The organism is Paenibacillus xylanexedens (genome assembly GCF_017874615.1).
In the GTDB taxonomy this organism is placed as follows: domain Bacteria; phylum Bacillota; class Bacilli; order Paenibacillales; family Paenibacillaceae; genus Paenibacillus; species Paenibacillus xylanexedens.
Map to the genome: position 1 here is coordinate 23,611 of NZ_JAGIKV010000039.1, position 18,458 is coordinate 42,068.

At 46.1% G+C, this 18,458-nt stretch carries 15 protein-coding genes and 1 other annotated feature; of the genes, 4 read left to right on the forward strand and 11 right to left on the reverse strand.

Annotation, left to right across the window (positions count from 1 at the left end; all coding sequences use genetic code 11):
• Positions 1 to 42 precede the first annotated feature (42 nt).
• The 4 genes from J2Z28_RS29785 to J2Z28_RS29800 form a co-directional block, all read right to left on the reverse strand.
• Positions 43 to 2,424 carry a polyprenyl synthetase family protein gene (locus tag J2Z28_RS29785; protein ID WP_211085605.1) on the reverse strand — a complete coding sequence of 794 codons (2,382 nt, stop codon included), beginning with the start codon at positions 2,422 to 2,424 and terminating at the stop codon, positions 43 to 45.
• 187 nt (positions 2,425 to 2,611) lie between these two features.
• On the reverse strand, positions 2,612 to 3,409 hold the full coding sequence (locus J2Z28_RS29790; protein ID WP_211085606.1) for a sulfite exporter TauE/SafE family protein: 798 nt from the start codon (positions 3,407 to 3,409) through the stop codon (positions 2,612 to 2,614).
• A gap of 463 nt (positions 3,410 to 3,872) precedes the next feature.
• A complete protein-coding gene (locus J2Z28_RS29795) occupies positions 3,873 to 4,628 on the reverse strand; it encodes an SDR family NAD(P)-dependent oxidoreductase (protein ID WP_211085607.1) in 756 nt (251 codons plus the stop codon).
• Between the two features lie 325 nt (positions 4,629 to 4,953).
• Positions 4,954 to 5,430: a DUF6376 family protein gene (locus J2Z28_RS29800; protein ID WP_211085608.1), complete on the reverse strand. Its 477-nt coding sequence runs from the start codon at positions 5,428 to 5,430 to the stop codon at positions 4,954 to 4,956.
• A 135-nt stretch (positions 5,431 to 5,565) separates the two neighbouring features.
• Here J2Z28_RS29800 and J2Z28_RS29805 point away from each other — a divergent pair, with 135 nt between their 5' ends.
• Positions 5,566 to 6,534, forward strand: a complete 969-nt coding sequence (locus J2Z28_RS29805) for a bile acid:sodium symporter family protein (RefSeq protein WP_211085609.1) — start codon at positions 5,566 to 5,568, stop codon at positions 6,532 to 6,534.
• Positions 6,535 to 6,652: 118 nt separating this feature from the next.
• Here the strand turns inward: J2Z28_RS29805 and J2Z28_RS29810 are convergent, their stop codons facing one another.
• Positions 6,653 to 7,504 carry an aldo/keto reductase gene (locus J2Z28_RS29810; RefSeq protein ID WP_211085610.1) on the reverse strand — a complete coding sequence of 284 codons (852 nt, stop codon included), beginning with the start codon at positions 7,502 to 7,504 and terminating at the stop codon, positions 6,653 to 6,655.
• A 172-nt stretch (positions 7,505 to 7,676) separates the two neighbouring features.
• On the opposite strand from J2Z28_RS29810, the gene J2Z28_RS29815 reads away from it, so the two are divergent.
• Positions 7,677 to 8,195 carry a MerR family transcriptional regulator gene (locus J2Z28_RS29815; protein WP_047842784.1) on the forward strand — a complete coding sequence of 173 codons (519 nt, stop codon included), beginning with the start codon at positions 7,677 to 7,679 and terminating at the stop codon, positions 8,193 to 8,195.
• A 258-nt stretch (positions 8,196 to 8,453) separates the two neighbouring features.
• On the opposite strand, the gene asd is transcribed toward J2Z28_RS29815, so the two are convergent.
• The 6 genes from asd to J2Z28_RS29845 form a co-directional block, all read right to left on the reverse strand.
• Positions 8,454 to 9,539 (reverse strand): aspartate-semialdehyde dehydrogenase, encoded by a 1,086-nt coding sequence (gene asd, locus J2Z28_RS29820; protein WP_211085611.1) that lies wholly within the window; start codon positions 9,537 to 9,539, stop codon positions 8,454 to 8,456.
• A 168-nt stretch (positions 9,540 to 9,707) separates the two neighbouring features.
• Positions 9,708 to 9,984, reverse strand: a binding site (T-box leader).
• Between the two features lie 189 nt (positions 9,985 to 10,173).
• Positions 10,174 to 11,019, reverse strand: a complete 846-nt coding sequence (locus tag J2Z28_RS29825; protein WP_211085612.1) for a class I SAM-dependent methyltransferase — start codon at positions 11,017 to 11,019, stop codon at positions 10,174 to 10,176.
• Positions 11,020 to 11,168: 149 nt separating this feature from the next.
• On the reverse strand, positions 11,169 to 12,041 hold the full coding sequence (gene galU / locus J2Z28_RS29830; RefSeq protein WP_211085613.1) for a UTP--glucose-1-phosphate uridylyltransferase GalU: 873 nt from the start codon (positions 12,039 to 12,041) through the stop codon (positions 11,169 to 11,171).
• A gap of 57 nt (positions 12,042 to 12,098) precedes the next feature.
• Positions 12,099 to 12,491 (reverse strand): GtrA family protein, encoded by a 393-nt coding sequence (locus tag J2Z28_RS29835; RefSeq protein ID WP_211085614.1) that lies wholly within the window; start codon positions 12,489 to 12,491, stop codon positions 12,099 to 12,101.
• The gene (locus J2Z28_RS29840) at positions 12,484 to 13,470 is read right to left on the reverse strand and encodes a glycosyltransferase family 2 protein (protein WP_076249473.1); all 987 of its coding nucleotides are present in this window, start codon (positions 13,468 to 13,470) and stop codon (positions 12,484 to 12,486) included. Before J2Z28_RS29840 ends, J2Z28_RS29835 begins: the two co-directional genes overlap by 8 nt.
• A gap of 51 nt (positions 13,471 to 13,521) precedes the next feature.
• Positions 13,522 to 15,696, reverse strand: a complete 2,175-nt coding sequence (locus J2Z28_RS29845) for an ArnT family glycosyltransferase (protein WP_211085615.1) — start codon at positions 15,694 to 15,696, stop codon at positions 13,522 to 13,524.
• A gap of 203 nt (positions 15,697 to 15,899) precedes the next feature.
• On the opposite strand from J2Z28_RS29845, the gene J2Z28_RS29850 reads away from it, so the two are divergent.
• Both J2Z28_RS29850 and J2Z28_RS29855 read left to right on the forward strand, forming a co-directional pair.
• Entirely contained in the window at positions 15,900 to 16,583 is a 684-nt protein-coding gene (locus J2Z28_RS29850) for a response regulator transcription factor (RefSeq protein ID WP_036670730.1), read from the forward strand.
• A complete protein-coding gene (locus tag J2Z28_RS29855; RefSeq protein ID WP_211085616.1) occupies positions 16,583 to 18,100 on the forward strand; it encodes a sensor histidine kinase in 1,518 nt (505 codons plus the stop codon). The genes J2Z28_RS29850 and J2Z28_RS29855 overlap by 1 nt, the downstream gene beginning before the upstream one ends.
• Positions 18,101 to 18,458 lie beyond the last annotated feature (358 nt).

Below are 18,458 nucleotides of genomic sequence, written 5' to 3' on the forward strand. Positions count from 1 at the left end.
TCATAATAAGTCATGTGTTGTAAGGGAATGCGAGAAAATGGGTCAGCGCTCCCGCCCAACGAGATAATCCAATAGATGTCTCAAAAATGGAATTGGTTTCGGCATCTCGGTCAATGCATCTGTGGCAAGACAATAATGCTCCCACATCTCTTTCTTCGCGCCTTCATCACCGAGAATGGATACAAAGGTGGAATTGTTGTTCCGCTCATCCTGACCTGCAGGTTTCCCAAGAATGAGGTGATTCCCCTCGAAATCCAGCAAGTCGTCCTTGATCTGGAAGGCGATCCCCGCATGATAAGCGAACTTTTTCAGCGTAGCCATCTCCGGTTCCTTCACTTGGGCAAGTATGGCTGGCATGACCAGGGCAGCTTCGAAGGCAATGCCTGTTTTGTAAAAACAGATCATGTTCAACTGCTCCAGCGTCAATGCCTTGCCTTTGGAGTTCAGATCCATGGCCTGCCCCATACACATATCCTCTGCTTTTTCAGCCGAATACTGAATGAGTCTGAGCACGGTTGCCGCATCAAAGCGATCCAATGAAGATTGCTCTCCAATCGCCTTCTGAATGAGAAACAGACCCGTAAGCTCTGCTGTGGCACTATTGTGTACATGGTGCAGCGTGGAACGTCCACGTCTTGTCGAAGCATTATCCTGCGTAGGCAGATCATCAAAGATCAGGGAAGCGGTGTGCATGTACTCCAGCGATCTTAGCAGCGGAACAATGGATGACTCAGGTAGACCATACTCGCGTACGCCCATAACCCAAGTTAATATCGGACGCAACCTTTTTCCGTCTCCCTGCAAGCTGTAATTGGCTGCATCGATCAGTGTTTCTTTCATCTCATGAAGGCCACCGGGCTTCACAATCTGCAACTCCACATTAATCTGTTCACGAACCGTTCGAATGGTCTGTTTGAACTCCTCTTTCTCCTGCTTGTCATTTTTCAATTGAAGCACAACCTGATCGCGTAACAATTTATCCAGGAAATCAACGTCATCTGCTTTTCGCACCATCTGTTGAACCAGTTGATTGAATTCAGGCTGCCCCGAGGCAAAGATCGTCATCACTTCATCATATTTTTGCTGCCCCAACCGTTCTTTACAGCGCTTCAGACCGTTAATGGCACGATCCAGTATGACCTCACGGGTCTTGGCATCCGAGTTGTAAACATCATGGATTAGATGTGAGATGACTGCCCAATACAATTCATATGGATTAATCAGATCAGGGCGCAAATCTCGATACTTCAAATAGTACGTATATGGAGTTACTGCCCCTTCTTCCATATCGTCAAACATATCGGCAAAATCATCAGCCAACTGATTATATATCCCGTAATAGAACGTCCGCAGATCAAATCCTTCATCCACTGGAGCACTGAGAACAGACCGGACGATTAATCGGGAAGAAGAAGATTTGATAATAATCGGAATGTACAATTCTTCATTGCTGTAATTCGCATTGGCTAATTTCTTGTTGCGATCGATCTCCTGAGACTGAAAGAATACATAGGATTGCTCTAAAAACGTGCGCCGTTTTTCTGGATGCTGGTAGTTCTTGATGTACTCAAATGCTTCCCGAAGCTCGGAATGCACATATTCAATTACTTCAAGGTTGCTGCCTTTCCACTCCCCCAGATCAGGGACGACCCCGGTAAGAAGTGCATCACGTATCATCAGGGAATATTGTTCTTTTTCCTGAACAGTCAAAGCCTGAGAATCCAGCAGGTCATCCACAAATGGATACGTCAAACCGTACGAATAACCCAGTCGGATCGCCGCATCAAATCTCCGGGCACGTTCTTCAGGTGGTGTCTGCTCATTCATCTCATCGTCCACATGAAGGACCACGCCGAGAATGATCTTGATCAGCTTCCGCTGCGCCTGCTCTGCATCCAGCTCCTTCGGGATGTTGGATGCTACATTCTTTAATTTGTTCATCACCCAGATGACAGCGGATTCTATGTGCTCCTTCTGTCCCCACCGGTACAACGCAGCCAGACTGATATAATCAGTCTGTCCTTTGCGCCCAGTGGCAGAGCCCACAAAGTATTTTTTGGTATTCTGGACAACGTTCTGAATTCGGGTCTGCGTACCCGGAGAATCAAGGGCTTGCCCCAGATCTCGCATATAAATATAGGAGATACTCCGATCCAGGTAATCATCCAGCTTTCCTGTCGTATTCAGCCAGTGAATATATCTATGAACATCCCGGGGATCCGGTTTTCTTTTGCTAGGTGATAAAAGAGAAAGCCAGGCAAAACGATGAATATGTTTTTTTTGCCATACATGAATATCTTGGGTAAGTGCTGTTGTATACGTATTATCTATAAGTTGCTGCCTAAGAGAGGTGAAATACTGAGATGCTTTCTGCTCAGCTAGCCGATATCCTGCATCAGCCTGTTCTGTGAGTACGTTGTTCATAGGGTGGATACCTCAAATTCTATTAATGTTAAACATGTATCCATGAAAGGAGATGAGGTGCTCCATGGACGAAAACTGAACTCATTTGATCGTGTATCCAACGCTTCAGCTCATGTTCATAACCTTTATACGGCGATCCAACCGTTTGGTTACGAAATCGTCATTGTTCATTCCCATATACGTGATTTTACAGAATGGATGACCAGACTTTGACCGCTGTGATGGCGATAAGTACGATTAATGCATATCGAAGTACCCTCACATTGATCATCGAACTAACCCGTGAACCAAGGGATGCCCCCAGCAGACTACCGATCACCGTATAGATGATGGGGTCCATCGGAATGTCTCCACCCGTAATTTTTCCTATAACGCCGCCAATGGCGGAGATAAATACAATCGCCAGTGAAGAAGCAATTGTCGTTCGTACGGGGATGTTGAGAATCGTCAGCATGATGGGAATAAGGATAAAGGCACCCCCCGCACCAACAATTCCTGATACAATGCCTACTGCAAAAGCAGTACCTGCTGCAATCCATCGGTTAAACACCAGTGGTTCTGAGGTATCAAGCTTTCCCTTTCCGGGAATCAGCATAAGCACAATCGCGATGATCGCCAGAATGCCATAGATCAGATTAATAACCCTTCCGTCCAGATGACCGGATATGAACCCGCCGATCAGACTGCCAGCAAGAATGCTGGAGCCCATGTACAGCACCAAACCGCGGTGAACGATCGCTCCACCACTTCTACCCGTTTTTACTTTTCTGCGGAATGCAATCACACCGGCAAGTGAAGCGAAGAACACTTGAAACATACTAATCGACGATACCTGATGTGCTGAGAACGGCTCCAATCCCATCCAGGATGGAACATATAACAGCAGCGGATAATTGATAATGGCCCCACCAATACCCAACAAACCGGAGAAGAATGAACCGACCAGACCCAGTATAAACATGATGACAAAAAGCAGAAGATCCATCGGTTATGCGCTTCCTTTCGTGCTATATAAATATCATTTCAACACCACTCAAAAGTGGTATACACAGCGAATATTATCCGTTATAATAAAAACCAAGTAAATTAATCCGAAATGAGTGATTAAGCATGTTTAACGTGTTGAAGACTCTTTTTGAAAATAAATGTCCACAGTGCAACGAAAAATTACAAGTTCATAACGATGCGTTATGTTCGACCAAAACCTGTTCTCAATGTCATTACAAAGAAGAGAGTTATGGCTCTCTCGGAGTTCGAATTGTATATGACACCACAAAATGATACAAAGCTATACCCTTGTTAATTGTATCACGATCTCTGAAATTTCGGGATGATTCGACAAAATGAAAATACAAAAACGGTGCAAAACGAATAAATCGTTCTGCACCGTTTTTTTCTGTTTTTCTTTTTTGAGATGAGTTCTCTTAATTTTAGAAAGGTTACTTATTTTATTTGGTTTTGAAGCTGAGGAATCCATCATCTACGGCTACGGTTGTACCGTTCACTGCACTTGCTGCATCACTGAACAGGAATGTAACCACACTGGCTACTTTCTCCGGTTGAATGAGCTCTCCACGCATATGTTGAGTAGCAAGCGCATCTTTCATGGCTTGGTCATCACCCAAAATCGGTGTTTCGATAAAACCAGGTGCTACACCAACTACACGAATTCCATGCTCAGCAAGTTCCAATGCACCGGATTTGGACATCATAACAACAGCAGCCTTGGCTGCGTTGTAGTTGAAGCTGCCTACTGCAGCAACACTTCCATAGATCGAAGCTGTATTTACAATAGTACCTTGTACATTCAATTCAACCATTTTTTTCGCGCCATAATACATACCGTAGTATACACTGTGCTGATCTACATCAATGACTCTGTGATAGGATTCCGGGTCCATCTCCAGAAATGGCTTCACAAGTCCAATGCCTGCGTTATTGAAAATACCGCTTAACGTACCATATTGCTCAACTGTCCAGTCGATCAGGGCTTTGATCTCGTCCCCTTTGGATACATCTACTTTGTACGCGCCCGCTGTTCCGCCTGCTGCTTCAATCTGTGCCGCAAGCTTCTTCGCTCCGTCTTCATTATAATCAGCGACAACAATAGTCGCACCTTGATCCGAAAGTTGAAGTGCTGTTTCTTTACCAATACCACTAGCTCCACCTGTAATAATGATTACTTTTCCATTGTGTTGGGTCATGACTCAGTTCTCCTTTGGCAAAATAGTTTTAGGTGCAATTATAAACTTATAGTAAGTAACTATACTTTATTAATCTATATGTTCATCATACGCCTCTGTCCCAACCTTGTCAAACCATAGATCATCTTCACATCAATATGAGATTAATGTAATATACATTTCCTATTCACATGATATAGTCTAGCTCCTGTGATATTAAATATGCATGAGTTTTTGGAAAATAAAAAAGCGAGCATAACGGTAATTCAATCATCCCGATATCTCGCCCTTATAAAATATGAAAATTTCAAACTGTGTTGTCTTCCATATTGAAAGTTAATTCAACTTATTCACCCTGAAGTCCGCTTAGCGGATCTTTCAAATTATTGATGTTCGTGATCAGTTCAGGAATGCCCGTCTTTTCCCAATTTTCTGCCGTAAAACCTTGCTCTGCAATTGTATTCTCGAAATTGCCCACAACTTCTGTTAATTGAGTATTGTAACTAACCAGATTTTCATGAATGCTCTCTCCTATTGCAGGAGCAGTCAACTGAGAAAATTCACTTGCTTCTGCTTGGATCAGATCGATTTTCTCCTGAATCTGCGTTGTAGTCTCCGGATTATTCACCGCACTTGATGCGAGCTCTTGCAGATCAGCCCCGGCGGTTGATACCTGTTCTATATAATCAGTAGCCCCACTCACATAATTTAGACTTTGATTAGCTTGTTCCACGACAGAACAGGCCGAAATCAAAAGAATACTTGATGCAATAAGCCCTGTCATCATTAATGTGTGCTTTCTTTTTCTTATAAACATGATCATCTCCCCTTCTCCTGATCGGAATCCTTGTTCCAATTCCATGATACCTGTTCAGACTGCTTCATTGCAAATGGGTCTGCAGCCAACGTTATTAACATGTATAATAGTAAAATCACACGGTAAAGGGATGTCATGATTATGCTTCAAGCCTTGAACCATCGCTTGAACCGCATCATGCCACTGATTACCCCAATCAGTATTATTATTGGCGTGTTATGCGGGAGTTTTCTTTCTTCTTATACCTTTTTATCTCCTTGGCTTTTTGCGTTCATGACGTTCGCTGGAAGTATCAGTCTTGGGATACGGGATTTTGTGAACGTGCTGAAGAAGCCGTTCCCCCTGTTTGTATGTCTGTTTATTTTGCATTTGGCGATGCCTCTAATTGCTCTCGGTATGGGTCATCTGGTTTTCCCTACAGATGCGTATACCATAACGGGCCTGGTTCTGGCAGCCGTGATCCCGACAGGAATAAGCAGCTTCATTTGGGTCAGTATATATCGGGGCAATATCGCACTTACGCTATCCATCATCTTGATTGATACCATGCTTGCTCCTTTTGTAGTGCCCGGGGTGTTATCCCTGTTAATCGGAACCAGTGTCACACTGGACACAGCAGCCATGATGAGCAGTCTGTTCTGGATGATTGTGGTACCATCCCTGCTCGGTATGCTGCTGAATGAGTGGACCAAAGGCGCCATTGTCCCGGTCTGGGGACCAAGGTTGAATCCGTTATCCAAATTGTTCATGGCATCTGTCGTTGCGATTAACGGATCTGTCGTTGCGCCCTACTTGGCTGATTTCAACTGGAAGTTGGCTGGTCTTGCGGTCATCATTATTTTCCTGGCATCATTCGGTTATGCGCTAAGTTACTTCATCGCCCGATTGCTAGGCTGGAACGAGGCCGATCAGGTCGCTCTGGTGTTCAATGGAGGTATGCGTAATATCAGCGCTGGCGCAGTACTGGCTGTTTCTTATTTTCCGCCACCTGTTGCTGTCCCGGTTGTTCTAGGCATGGTATTCCAGCAGATGCTTGCTTCATTAACAGGTTATCTGCTCGGTCGTCGCTCTCAGCTTCTGCAAAAGTCAGATAAGACATCTGCGGCCTAGCAAAATATTGGATGAAAAAAACGCCGACATGATTGTCGGCGTTTTGCATTGGATTGCTTTTATTACTTCAAGTGCAACGATAATGCTACGTTTAGTAAACCTAGCAATCAGTTCTTGGCTACAAATCCACTTTCATATTGCCCAGCATCTTGGCAACTTCAGGATTATCAATCTTCATGAATAGACTTTCCTTGGTATCCAGTGTGGAAATGGTTGCAATCTCTTCCGGGCTTAGTACAAAGTCGAAAATATCGAAGTTCTCGATAAGCCGCTCTTTGCGTACTGATTTTGGAATAACAACAACATCCCGCTGCACAAGCCAGCGCAGTACAACCTGGGCGACGGATTTGTTATGTTTCTCGGCAATGGAAACCAAGACTTCGTTGCTGAACAAATTGTTGCGACCTTCGGCGAACGGGGACCATGACTGGTGCTGTATCCCCTGTTCTTTCATGAAAACAGCGCTGTCGACCTGCTGTTGAAACGGATGAGTTTCGATCTGATTGATAACAGGCACAACTTCGTTGTGGACGATGAGGTCCATCAGGCGGTCAGGTAGGAAGTTACTGACACCGATAGCCCTGATCTTGCCCTCACGGTATAGTTCTTCCATCGCACGCCATGCGCCGTAGTAATCACCAAACGGCATGTGAATGAGGTACATATCCAGATAATCGAGCTGCAGCTTACTTAACGATTTGGCAAACGCCCGCTTGGCACTTTCGTATCCTGCATCCTGAATCCAAAGCTTGGTCGTGATGAAAAGTTCTTCCCGCGCTATGCCACTGCGTTTAATTGCATGTCCAACCGCTTCTTCGTTTAGGTAACCGGCAGCGGTATCAATTAGGCGGTAACCGGCCTTCAGCGCCTCATATACCGTGTTCTCACATTCATCAGCATCGGGAACCTGGTAGACACCAAAGCCAATAATCGGCATTTTCACTCCATTGTTCAAGGTTACAGTTTGCATATTCAATTCCTCCTATGGTTCAATTGTGAATCGCAAGTGGTCACGTATTCCTGAAATTCAGTAACGAAGCGAGGATTCCACTTCCGGCCGACTTGCGTTACAATAACCCTAGCTCCTTCGTCTTACACGAAGTCAAGCGGTCTCCAATATTTTTTTAGAAGGAGGAGTACATATGTATACTGTCCAGGATGCTGCCCAGCTTACGGGACTCACAGAGCACGCTGTTCGCTTTTACACGGATAAAGGCTTGGTTCCGAGCATTCAACGCAATAAAAATAATATTCGGGTGTTTGATGAAGAATCCATCAATTGGCTACATGGCGTCAAATGCCTCAAGCAGACAGGTTTACCGATTGAAAATATTAAAACATACGTCGATCTCTGCCTCGAAGGTGATTCAACCGTTTCGCAGCGATTCGCACTTATGATGGAGTATAAGGAAGCGGCGCTGATTCAGCTTGAAGAGGCCAAGAGCCGCGTAGCCCATTTGGAAGAGAAAGCACGTCAATATCAGGCCATTTTGGAGCAGCGCATCCCGGATATGACCAACCCGGTCAATTGGGAAACCAAGCGTGACGAAGAAGGGAGTTGTCCTGCATCCCGTTTAAAAAGTCGCAGTCTTCCTGAAGCCGAGGTTTCGGCTCAGTGCCCAGCAGCTGCTATGAAGCAGCAAACTAGCATAGTATCTTAAACTTCACATGATATAGCTCACGTATGTTCTAAACATATAGGCTATTTCTTACATTATGTATATCTAAATGAGCCTGAGTAAAAAACGCCGACAACATTGTCGGCGTTTTACGCCACTACAACCCTCTACTGGAATCTCTTTAATCTATTCCTGCCCATTTTCTGGTCCCTGTTCACAATACAAAAAAAACCATCAACAAGTGATGGTTTTTCATGAAATATGCTGTTCAGAAATCTGCTGCTCATGATGCCTTTACACTTATTTCGGTTGAATATATCCTTCGGCTTTAAGCAGTTCTGCGATCAGAACCGCACCACCTGCCGCTCCGCGGAGCGTGTTGTGGGACAATCCCACGAATTTATAATCATAGAGTGAGTCTTCGCGCAGTCGGCCTGTGGATACACCCATTCCGCGTTCGATATCACGATCCAGTTTTGTCTGTGGTCTGTTCTCTTCTTCAAAATACGTAATGAATTGTTTTGGTGCACTTGGCAGAGCCAGTTCCTGCGGACGACCTTTGAACTGCAACCAACGCTCCAAAATTTCGTCTTTGCTTGGTTTTTTCTCGAAGTTTACAAACACGGTCGCAAGATGTCCATCCGTTACTGGAACACGAATACATTGGGTTGTAATTAATGGAGCCGATGCTTTGACGATCTCATTATTTTCGATGCTACCCCAGATCCGTAGTGGTTCCTGCTCACTCTTCTCTTCTTCGCCACCGATGTATGGAATGACATTATCAAGCATATCAGGCCAGTCCGTAAAGTTTTTACCTGCTCCCGAGATTGCTTGATACGTGGAAGCAACGACCTGAGTCGGGTTGAACTCACGCAAGGCGTGCAGTGCAGGCACATAGCTCTGAATCGAGCAGTTTGGTTTTACAGCAATAAATCCGGTTTTTGTACCCAGACGCTTGCGTTGAGCTTCAATAACATCCAGATGTCCCGGGTTAATCTCAGGGATTACCATGGGTACATCTGCTGTCCAGCGGTGAGCTGAGTTGTTGGACACGACAGGTGTGCCTGTTCTAGCGTAAGCTTCTTCGAGTGCTTGAATTTCATTCTTTTTCATATCAACCGCGCAGAAAATAAAGTCAACCTGGCTGGCAAAAGCCTCAACCTGGGAAGCATCCTGAACAACGATTTTCTTCACAGCTTCCGGAATAGGAACTGCGAGTTTCCATCTACCTTGTACGGATTCTTCATATGTTTTACCTGTCGAATTGGCGCTTGCAGAAATAGCTGTTACTTCAAACCATGGATGTTGATCAAGCAGGTCCACAAAACGCTGACCCACCATTCCTGTTCCTCCGACGATACCAACTTTCAATTTTGCTGACATTCAATCATCATTTCCTTTCAGTTTAAGTGATTCTTCTCTTTGACCAATTTCATAACTCACCAAAAACGTATTATGAAATTGACTTCCTAATTAACACTATTCAGGCAATTCCAAAGCGTGTAGTCACACCCCGGAAAAACCAAAAAATCCCATCCCCAAGACAATAGTCTCAGGGACGAGATTGAACTCTCGTGGTACCACCCAGATTCGCCAATATGTCACCATATCCGCCTCTTCAAGTAAAGGTTTACAACCATGTTGCTAGCTGTAGACCGTTCATACTCTAGCTCTGTAACAGGAGCTCCTGTCACACCATCCCTTAATGCTAAGTTCCGATGTGCTGCTCTGAGTCTTTATTCAATAAAAAGTTCTTTACTCCTTTTCAGCTACCGGAGCTCTCTTTGAAAGAATGAATTTTATCTACTCGTCTCTTCGTCGCATTTGATATTGCGATTATAATATCAAAATTACTGTGATGAAGTAAACACATTTTTTTAGATTATGGCATTTATATGTTTCCAGCGGAGCTGAACCATTCAATTATCACAAGAAAAAATTCAGCTAAACGGTCTGTCTTCTGTGAAAAGTACGTGATGGACTTTTTTCTTATAATATACTGCAAATAGCTATTTCTTTACTGCTTTTTGGCAACCATCGCATACGTTCCCAGTGGGCTCCCTGGCCCCGAGACATGATGTGTCTTAAGTAATTTCAGTTCGGAAAGAAGAAGTGTCTTTACTTTGTCCGGGATCGGAAGCAGTTTCAGTTCCACAGGCGCTTCTGCCAGTGTCATTTCGGTTTCCCAGCGACCGTCCTGCAGCTCGGGAGAATGGATCGAATTCTCTTCCTTAATCGTCCAGCCTGCCGCAGAGACAAGCTCTTGGATGTCCTCCGGTGTAAAGAGCGTGCGCACATTGGAGAAGCTGTTCTCCTTGTAACATTCGACCTGGGACTGAATCAGAACGGATAACCAATGTGAGAGCTGGCTCACATCTGTAACTCGGGCATCCCATTCTGCAAAACATAACTCATGTCCCCACGTCCTAACCTTGCTAAGAATCTCGGCGAGTTCGTCAAACGATTTCAAGTACCAAGAACAATGGGAAAGTACAATAACATCAAACTCATTCTCGGTGAATTGAACCTGATCACTTAAAATGTCAAAATCATAATCCATTCGAATTCGATCACCCAGTGGAGATCTCCGCAGCTTGGCTGCCGCTTCGCCTACGGTCAGCGGTGTACCATAATCCTCCGGTGCAATATCTACACCATGAACGTACCCGTGCTCCCCCACCAGATGTGCAAGCACGGCCGTTGTATCTCCCTGACCACACCCGATTTCCAGAACCCGGCTGCCTTCCTGTATCCCCCAAAAGAGTCCCAGTTTCATCCGATGCTCGGTCTGAATGTACTGAATGGCGGCGTTGTCCTCCACGTCCATATACTTAATAAGGTCCCTGATGATAGATTCATTCATGATTCCTCACTCCTCAAAGAGCAACCTAAACTTCTTGCTAATTGTAGCGTTACTGGAATAATTGTACAACACTAGAGTCTATGACAGAACCATGGCACGGAGGAGAACTCGTCCTATAGCAGATCTAAACCTCTGCTACATATCAATCCCTATGCCCACTGGGTTGCAAGCTTCTGAAGATAGGGTGTCAGCATGGGCTGTAATTCCTTGCGCATCAGTCCGATCTCCAAGATTGCCTGAATATATCCGAATTGATCACCAATATCGTAGCGGCGCCCCTCCAGTTCAAGGGCCAACAGTTCCTCCACCTGACTCACTTCTTTCAAAGCATCCGTTAACTGATATTCCCCTCCAGCCCCTCTCTCGATCTGATCCAGGATTGGAAAGATGGAAGGTTTCAGAATGTATCGTCCCATTACAGCTGTTCGGGATGGTGCTTCTGCAAGAGAAGGTTTTTCAACCAGATTGGTGATCCGGTGAACCCGGTCCTCTGCACCATTCGAGTCAATGATGCCATATTTGCTCACATTTGCCGCGTCTACCTGACGGACACCGATGATCTGGTTGCCTGTCTTTTCATAGAGATGTACCATCTGTGCAAGTGCAGGCGGATCAGACACCATTATGTCATCTCCCAGCAGTACAGCGAAAGCATCATCCCCTACAAATTGCCGTGCACACCCAATGGCATGCCCCAGACCCAACGGTTCTTTTTGACGAATAAAATGAATATTTGCCATCTCGCTGATGGCCTGCACCTCTTCCAGTAAAGACTGTTTGCCCTTGGCATACAAAGAATGTTCAAGTTCAACCGATTTATCAAAATGGTCCTCTATGGATTTTTTGTTGCGTCCAGTCACAATGAGGATATTCTCAATGCCTGATTGCACTGCTTCTTCAACAATGTATTGGATGGCCGGTTTGTCTACAATCGGTAACATCTCTTTGGGCTGTGCTTTGGTCGCTGGCAGGAAACGGGTTCCGAGACCCGCTGCCGGAATAACTGCTTTTTTAATTCGCATATCATCATACACTCCTTTCATTTGCTTCTTATAACCAATATTGCACGCTGTGGGCAGCTAAGTAGCGATACGAAACACCCAATATCTGCTAGCCATATAGTTCAGAACCATCCCCATCAAGGTCGCCAGGATTTTACTCATCACGAGACTCCAACCCAGCATATCGTGCAAAGTCATCAGAATGAGGGCGGATAATGCGAGAACGATGAGATTGGTGATTAGAAAACGAATAAATTTCGCTCTATCGCCGCCCCCTCGTGCCGTATCTCGAAAAGTCCACCTGCCGTTCAGCCAATAACTGTTCGCAACACCGCAGCTGTACGAGATTACTTGAGCCATCAGAACCGGTACACCGACCACTGCAAGCAAAGCAAACACCACCGCATCCACTGCCGTATTTGCAACACCCACAATACCGAACTTGAAGAGTGTCACTAGACGCTTAGTCATGATGAGCAACTCGGGCTGTCAATCGGGATTGCGCTTGCTGGCCCTCGGCCTGAACTACATCTCTCACAATGTATAGCGGACGCGCCTTGGTCTCATCATAGATACGGCCAACGTACTCGCCCAGAATGCCCAGCATGATCAGGATGAATCCGTTAAACATCAGCATGATACTCACAATGGATGGCCATCCCTTAATTGTTGAATCTGTAAAGATGGCCGAAACAATAACCGTTAACATATAGATGAATCCGCCAACCGACAGGATTGCACCTACATAACCTGCGAGCTTGAGCGGTTTATACGAAAATGAAGTAATGCCGTCCAGGCTTAGCTTCAACATGCGTTTCAGCGGATATTTTGTTTCGCCTGCCAGACGTTCATCGCGTTCATATTCAATCGCAGTCTGACGAAATCCGACCCAACTGACCAACCCGCGCACAAACCGGTTTTTCTCCGGAAGACGTTTCATCTCATCACATACTTTGCGGTCAATCAGGCGAAAATCTCCGGTGTCTACCGGGATATCTGTATCCGTTGAAGCACGAAGTACACGATAGAACAGACTTGCCGACCATTTCTTGAAACGAGTTTCCCCACTTCTTCTGGTGCGACGGGCATATACGACTTCATAACCCTCTTTCCATTTGGCGATCATATCCAGTATCAGTTCGGGAGGGTCCTGCAGATCCGCATCAATAATAACCACCGCATCCCCCACTGCGTAATCCATACCCGCTGTTATCGCAATCTGATGTCCGAAGTTACGGGCAAAATCGATCAGTTTGACACTCTCGTCCCAACGGGCGTAATCACGGATCATCTGTGCACTTCGATCCACGCTGCCATCATTAACAAACAACAGTTCATAACTCTCTCCTGTGCTGCCCATGACCTTCTTCAGACGCCGATAAGTCTCCTCGATCACCGCTTCTTCGTTATACATGGGAATAATAATGCTATATCGGTACGCGTGAGCCATGTTTGTCCCCTCCCTTTTCCAATGGACTTCGTTCGAGTTTTTCATTTCAGCTTACAATTTCACTTCATACAAGGTAGTCTGTCCGCCGAATCCGAATCCAGTTCTGTTTCCGGTGTCTCCGTTATCCGTAGATTCGCTGTCGGTGCCTGTCTGCCATTCTGACGTTGGAATCTCGGTTCCGTGTTCTTTGATCCAATCGCTAATTTCCGAGTTTCCTCCTCGGCCACCCATGCCACCAACCATGAAGTATTTCACTTGCCCGCTCTTGACGAGTTGCTCCAGTTCATCTGTTGTGTACACCGGGTCTGACCCGGAGAAACCTCCAAGCGTAATCACCGCTGCTTTCTCATCGATGATATAAGGTGCTGCCTGATTATAGTCTGTTGTGGCGAAGAGATACGTTTCGCCTGTATTGTGCTCTTTTAGATAATTCAGTGTGGCTGTATCCACTTCTTCGTTACGGTTACCCATTCCGCCACGGCCACCCATTGTAGGCATTTCTGTGTTTCCTGCACCGCTCACCATCGGCATGCCCATTCCTGTTCCACCAAACATACCATTGGAACCAGTAGGTCCTGCTGCCGGAATCATGCTGTTGCCGCCATAAGTGATTGGGGTGAATGCCCAGTAGATTGGACCGATCAGCATCACCATGAATCCCGTGATAATGAAGCCCTGTTTCAAACGATGTGTACGACGCAGCATAACGACCAGGATGACCGTGACCAGAATACCTGCGATCAATTCACTAATGGACCAGCCTGCACCAATCGTATCGTTATACGCCTGCATGATATACCAGCCGAACAGGGTCGTCAGCAGCACGGACACCGGAAGCAACCATGCCTGCCATCCATCGCGATCACGATATGACTTCCACATCGCTACAAATCCTGCGCCAGTCAGCGCCGCAATTGGAGGTGCAAGCATAATCAGATAATACTGATGGAAGAAGCCTGCCACACTGAAAAAGGCAGCAACGGGAAGCAGCCATGTCATCCAGAACAAGGCTTCCTTGTGCTTGCTGGTTATATTTCTCCGTCTTAACCCTGCAAATAGGGCAATGCACCCAAGCAGCACAACTGGCAACAGCCAGCTAGCTTGACCTGACAGTTCAGTCTGGAACAGACGCAGAGGACCTTTTTCCCCCGTACCAAACATTCCTCCCATGCCTCCGCCGAAATTTCTTCCATTTGGCATTTCCATATCATTCGGCATCTGTCCGTTCGGGAAATTGCCATTCGGCCCATTCATGCCGCCCATGGCGTTCAAGCCGTTCGAACCATTCATATTATCGTTATCCGGTGCATTGACATCTTGCCCAGCACCAGGAACACCACTATCTGTCTGATTAGGGCCTGAAGACAAGTCTCCTCGATTGCCCCGATTATTTCCCTGTCCCATACCATTTGGCATACCTGCGTTACCTGCAGTATTCTGCTGACCCGTTAGGCGAGCCAGTCCATTGTATCCAAAGGCGAGTTCCATGACCGAGTTTGTCTCACTGCTGCCGATATAAGGCCGCTCGTCTTCGGGGATAGAATCCACAGTGACCGCCCAGGATAAGGAAACCACCGCCAGAACTGCTGTGCTGCCGATCAGCAGGATGATCTTCCTTCTCCATTTCGCCTGAAATGCAAGCAGATAAAACAAGTAAAAAGCCGGGAGAATCATGTAGGCTTGAAGCATTTTCATATTAAAGGCTACGCCTATTAACCCAAAGGCAACCAGAATGCGCCAAGTACTGCCTTGTTTGCTGCCTTTGAACAAAAACCATGAACCCAGCAGTAGTGTAAACACCAGCATGCTGTCAATATTGTTGGTCCGGCTGACTGCCGCCACAACAGGCACAGTCGCCATCGCAAGTGCCGAGATTCGTGCTGCTGCAAGACCATATGTAGGTTTCACCATGAAATAGATCAGGAGCACCGAACCGATTCCCGCTAATACCTGCGGCAAAATAACACTCCATCCGTGCAATCCGAAGACATAGGCAAAGGCCGTCTGGATCCAGAAGACAACAGGTGGTTTATCTACAGTGACCGAGCCTGCCGAGTCTAGTGAAGCATAGAAAAAGTTATGGAAGTTGCTGAGCATACTCCCAACGGCAGTCGTATAATAGGAATTGGCATATTGATCGTTCCAGATACCGTACCCATTCAGAAATGCCGCCAGTAATACAATCGGCAGAAGGACAAGATCCATCCTTCTTTTGGTGTTATTCAATGTTAATCACTCCTTCAAAGTTCTTCATGTCTAGTATTGTGACATGCCAAAATAAAACTGGGATGAGTGCCCGCTGAATGTTGTCTGAGGATAATTCACAATCCTTTCAGCTAAATTTCAGTTTGGCAAGCGATAATACAACATACAGTCCCTCCGAAGTGAGGGAGAAATCTAGATGGATCAGGCAAGGAGAGAAGCACATTATGAAGCTTAGCAGCGGAATTAAAATACTATTGGCTGATGATGAACCGCATATTTTACAATTTCTAGAGCTTGGATTAAGCAATGAGGGCTTCGATGTGCGCACCGCACCCGATGGAGCCGCTGCGCTTGAGTTGGCGCTTGAATTCAAGCCACATATGGCTATTCTGGATGTCATGATGCCAGAGATGGATGGATTCGAAGTGGTCGAGCGTCTGCGTAAGACTGGTGCCGAGGTTGGTGTAATTATGCTGACAGCGAAGGATGAAGTCGAGAATCGGGTTAAGGGCCTTTGGTTAGGTGCTGACGATTACATGATCAAACCCTTTGCCTTTGACGAGCTGCTCGCCCGGATTCAGGCCAGACTGCGGAATCAATTTCCTTTATTAATAGGAGCCGTCACCCACGGTCCCTTCCGAATTGATGATCAGCGCAAAGAAATCACCTATCAGAATCAGGTCCTGGAGTTATCTCCTACCGAATACGAACTGTTAAAATTTATTGTGCTTAATCATGGAATTGTACTTAGCAAAGCGACCATTCTGAGCCGGGTTTGGGGGTATGATTTTGGCGGGGAAGAAAATATTGTGGAGGTTTACGTTCGTTCCTTGCGCGACAAACTCGGGGATAAAGAGCATAAACTCATTCGTACGCTTCGGGGTGTCGGGTACAGGGTGGATCTCTGATGAACTCGCTGCCTAAGAAAAATAAACTTCGTTTAAGACGTCTGCACCAATGGATCTGGCCTCGTTCATTACGATCTCAATTGCTCTCACGTTCTCTGTTCGTGCTTGCTGGGCTGTTATTGTTAATCGGTATCCTGCAATTCTGGATCATGGAAAGCTTTCTCTACCGGAATCAGGCAAAAACCATGGAAGAACAGCTCATGTCCATGCCCCCGGTTTGGCTCGGAATCCAGTCACGTAACGGCTCTTCCAACAATCCTTTTGGTGGACAGGCTGGAAACGGGTCTGGTAATCGGGTGCTGTTTATTCCTGACCGTTCACTGGCCCTGTTTGATAACCAAGGTACGTTCGAGGATGTTTTTGGAGAAGATGGTCTGAAAGCCCCTCAACTATCAACCGCTGAATATCAGGACATTACAGATGAGTTGAAAGAACAAAAACATATTCCCTACCGGATCGTCACGGATAGCCAAGGGAATGAGCAATTGATTGTATTCGCTTCACCCGGTCCACGCAATCGCGGTTTACCGATGGTGCAGATGGGCACGGCTACGAAGCCACTGAGAGACTTGATTATTAAACAGCTTCTAATCTTCCTCATGTTATCGCTGTTGGCCATGGTAGCCGGTCTGATTCTATACACTAAGGTATTACGCCGGACACTGGTTCCTCTATCTAACATGGTGAATAAAGTACAACAGATCGATGCAGGCAGCCTCGCAGAACGCCTTCCCGTCGTTCAGGGACAAGAGGAAGTGGATCAGCTCGCAGTTTCATTCAATGGCATGCTTGAAAGGCTGGAGAATTCGTTTGAAGCAGAGCGGGAATCGAAAGAGCAGATGCAGCGTTTCTTGTCTGATGCTTCCCATGAGCTTCGTACCCCGCTCACCTCCATTCACGGCTTCATTGAAGTACTGCAGCGGGGTGCAGCGACCAATCAAGATCAATTGTATAAAGCGCTGGACAGCATGCATGGCGAATCTGTACGAATTAACAAGCTGGTGGAAGATTTGCTGTTACTAACCAAGCTCGATCAGACTCCGAAGCAGGAGCGAGAGGTCATTCAGCTGGACAGTCTGCTGCTCGAAATGCAACCACAACTTGCCATGATGGCTCAGCAAAGATCCGTTCATCTCGATCTGACGGCTGAAGTATATGTACTGGCTGACCCTTACAAGCTGAAGCAGGTTGTGCTGAATCTGTTCCATAACGCGGTGCAGCACACCGATCCTGAGCATGGAGCCATCTCCATAACGTTATATGCCACGTATCATAAGGCTGAATTATCAGTGAAAGATAACGGCACAGGCATTGAACCTGAACATCTGCCCCATATCTTTGAGCGATTTTACCGCACAAGCAGTTCTCGTTCGCGCAAACAAGGTGGCGCAGGTCTCGGTCTCGCCATTACCCGCTCGATTGTGGAGTCGCATGGTGGGAATATTACCGTACAAAGTCAGGTAGGCTTGGGAACTGAATTTATGATATTAATGCCGTTGTATAAGGCTGATGTCTAGGCTGAGCGTCGGCTGCAAGTAGGCTATACGTAGCTATAAGTTGGCTATACGCAGCTTTACGTAAGATCTACTTTATCATTAAGCAAGCTCTAGTCAAGCTCTCCAAACGCTGCTTTTCTTCCATTTTAATTCCGGCTTTTCATTGCATGAAGAATCCCCCTCTCATTTCGGTTGAGGAATGAAAGGGGGATTCTTTTTGTATCCGATTGATAGAGTATAGAGTAAGTAGTAACTCAATTGGTCTCAGGCTTTCGCGCTTTCAGGCTAGCTATGATGAACGTAACCGCAAAAATAGCCCTCCATATTGCTGCACATCGTAGGTTAAAATGGAAAGTAAGAACCACCATTTCAGAGCTAC

What these genes read in the sequence shown, in the direction of transcription:
- J2Z28_RS29810 (WP_211085610.1), bottom strand. Translation starts at nt 7,504, where the DNA reads ATGCAAACTGTAACCTTGAACAATGGAGTGAAAATGCCGATTATTGGC.
- J2Z28_RS29825 (WP_211085612.1), bottom strand. Translation starts at nt 11,019, where the DNA reads ATGAATGAATCTATCATCAGGGACCTTATTAAGTATATGGACGTGGAG.
- J2Z28_RS29790 (WP_211085606.1), bottom strand. Translation starts at nt 3,409, where the DNA reads ATGGATCTTCTGCTTTTTGTCATCATGTTTATACTGGGTCTGGTCGGT.
- J2Z28_RS29795 (WP_211085607.1), bottom strand. Translation starts at nt 4,628, where the DNA reads ATGACCCAACACAATGGAAAAGTAATCATTATTACAGGTGGAGCTAGT.
- galU (WP_211085613.1), bottom strand. Translation starts at nt 12,041, where the DNA reads ATGCGAATTAAAAAAGCAGTTATTCCGGCAGCGGGTCTCGGAACCCGT.
- J2Z28_RS29840 (WP_076249473.1), bottom strand. Translation starts at nt 13,470, where the DNA reads ATGGCTCACGCGTACCGATATAGCATTATTATTCCCATGTATAACGAA.
- asd (WP_211085611.1), bottom strand. Translation starts at nt 9,539, where the DNA reads ATGTCAGCAAAATTGAAAGTTGGTATCGTCGGAGGAACAGGAATGGTG.
- J2Z28_RS29800 (WP_211085608.1), bottom strand. Translation starts at nt 5,430, where the DNA reads ATGATCATGTTTATAAGAAAAAGAAAGCACACATTAATGATGACAGGG.
- J2Z28_RS29835 (WP_211085614.1), bottom strand. Translation starts at nt 12,491, where the DNA reads ATGACTAAGCGTCTAGTGACACTCTTCAAGTTCGGTATTGTGGGTGTT.
- J2Z28_RS29785 (WP_211085605.1), bottom strand. Translation starts at nt 2,424, where the DNA reads ATGAACAACGTACTCACAGAACAGGCTGATGCAGGATATCGGCTAGCT.
- J2Z28_RS29805 (WP_211085609.1), top strand. Translation starts at nt 5,566, where the DNA reads ATGCTTCAAGCCTTGAACCATCGCTTGAACCGCATCATGCCACTGATT.
- J2Z28_RS29815 (WP_047842784.1), top strand. Translation starts at nt 7,677, where the DNA reads ATGTATACTGTCCAGGATGCTGCCCAGCTTACGGGACTCACAGAGCAC.
- J2Z28_RS29855 (WP_211085616.1), top strand. Translation starts at nt 16,583, where the DNA reads ATGAACTCGCTGCCTAAGAAAAATAAACTTCGTTTAAGACGTCTGCAC.
- J2Z28_RS29850 (WP_036670730.1), top strand. Translation starts at nt 15,900, where the DNA reads ATGAAGCTTAGCAGCGGAATTAAAATACTATTGGCTGATGATGAACCG.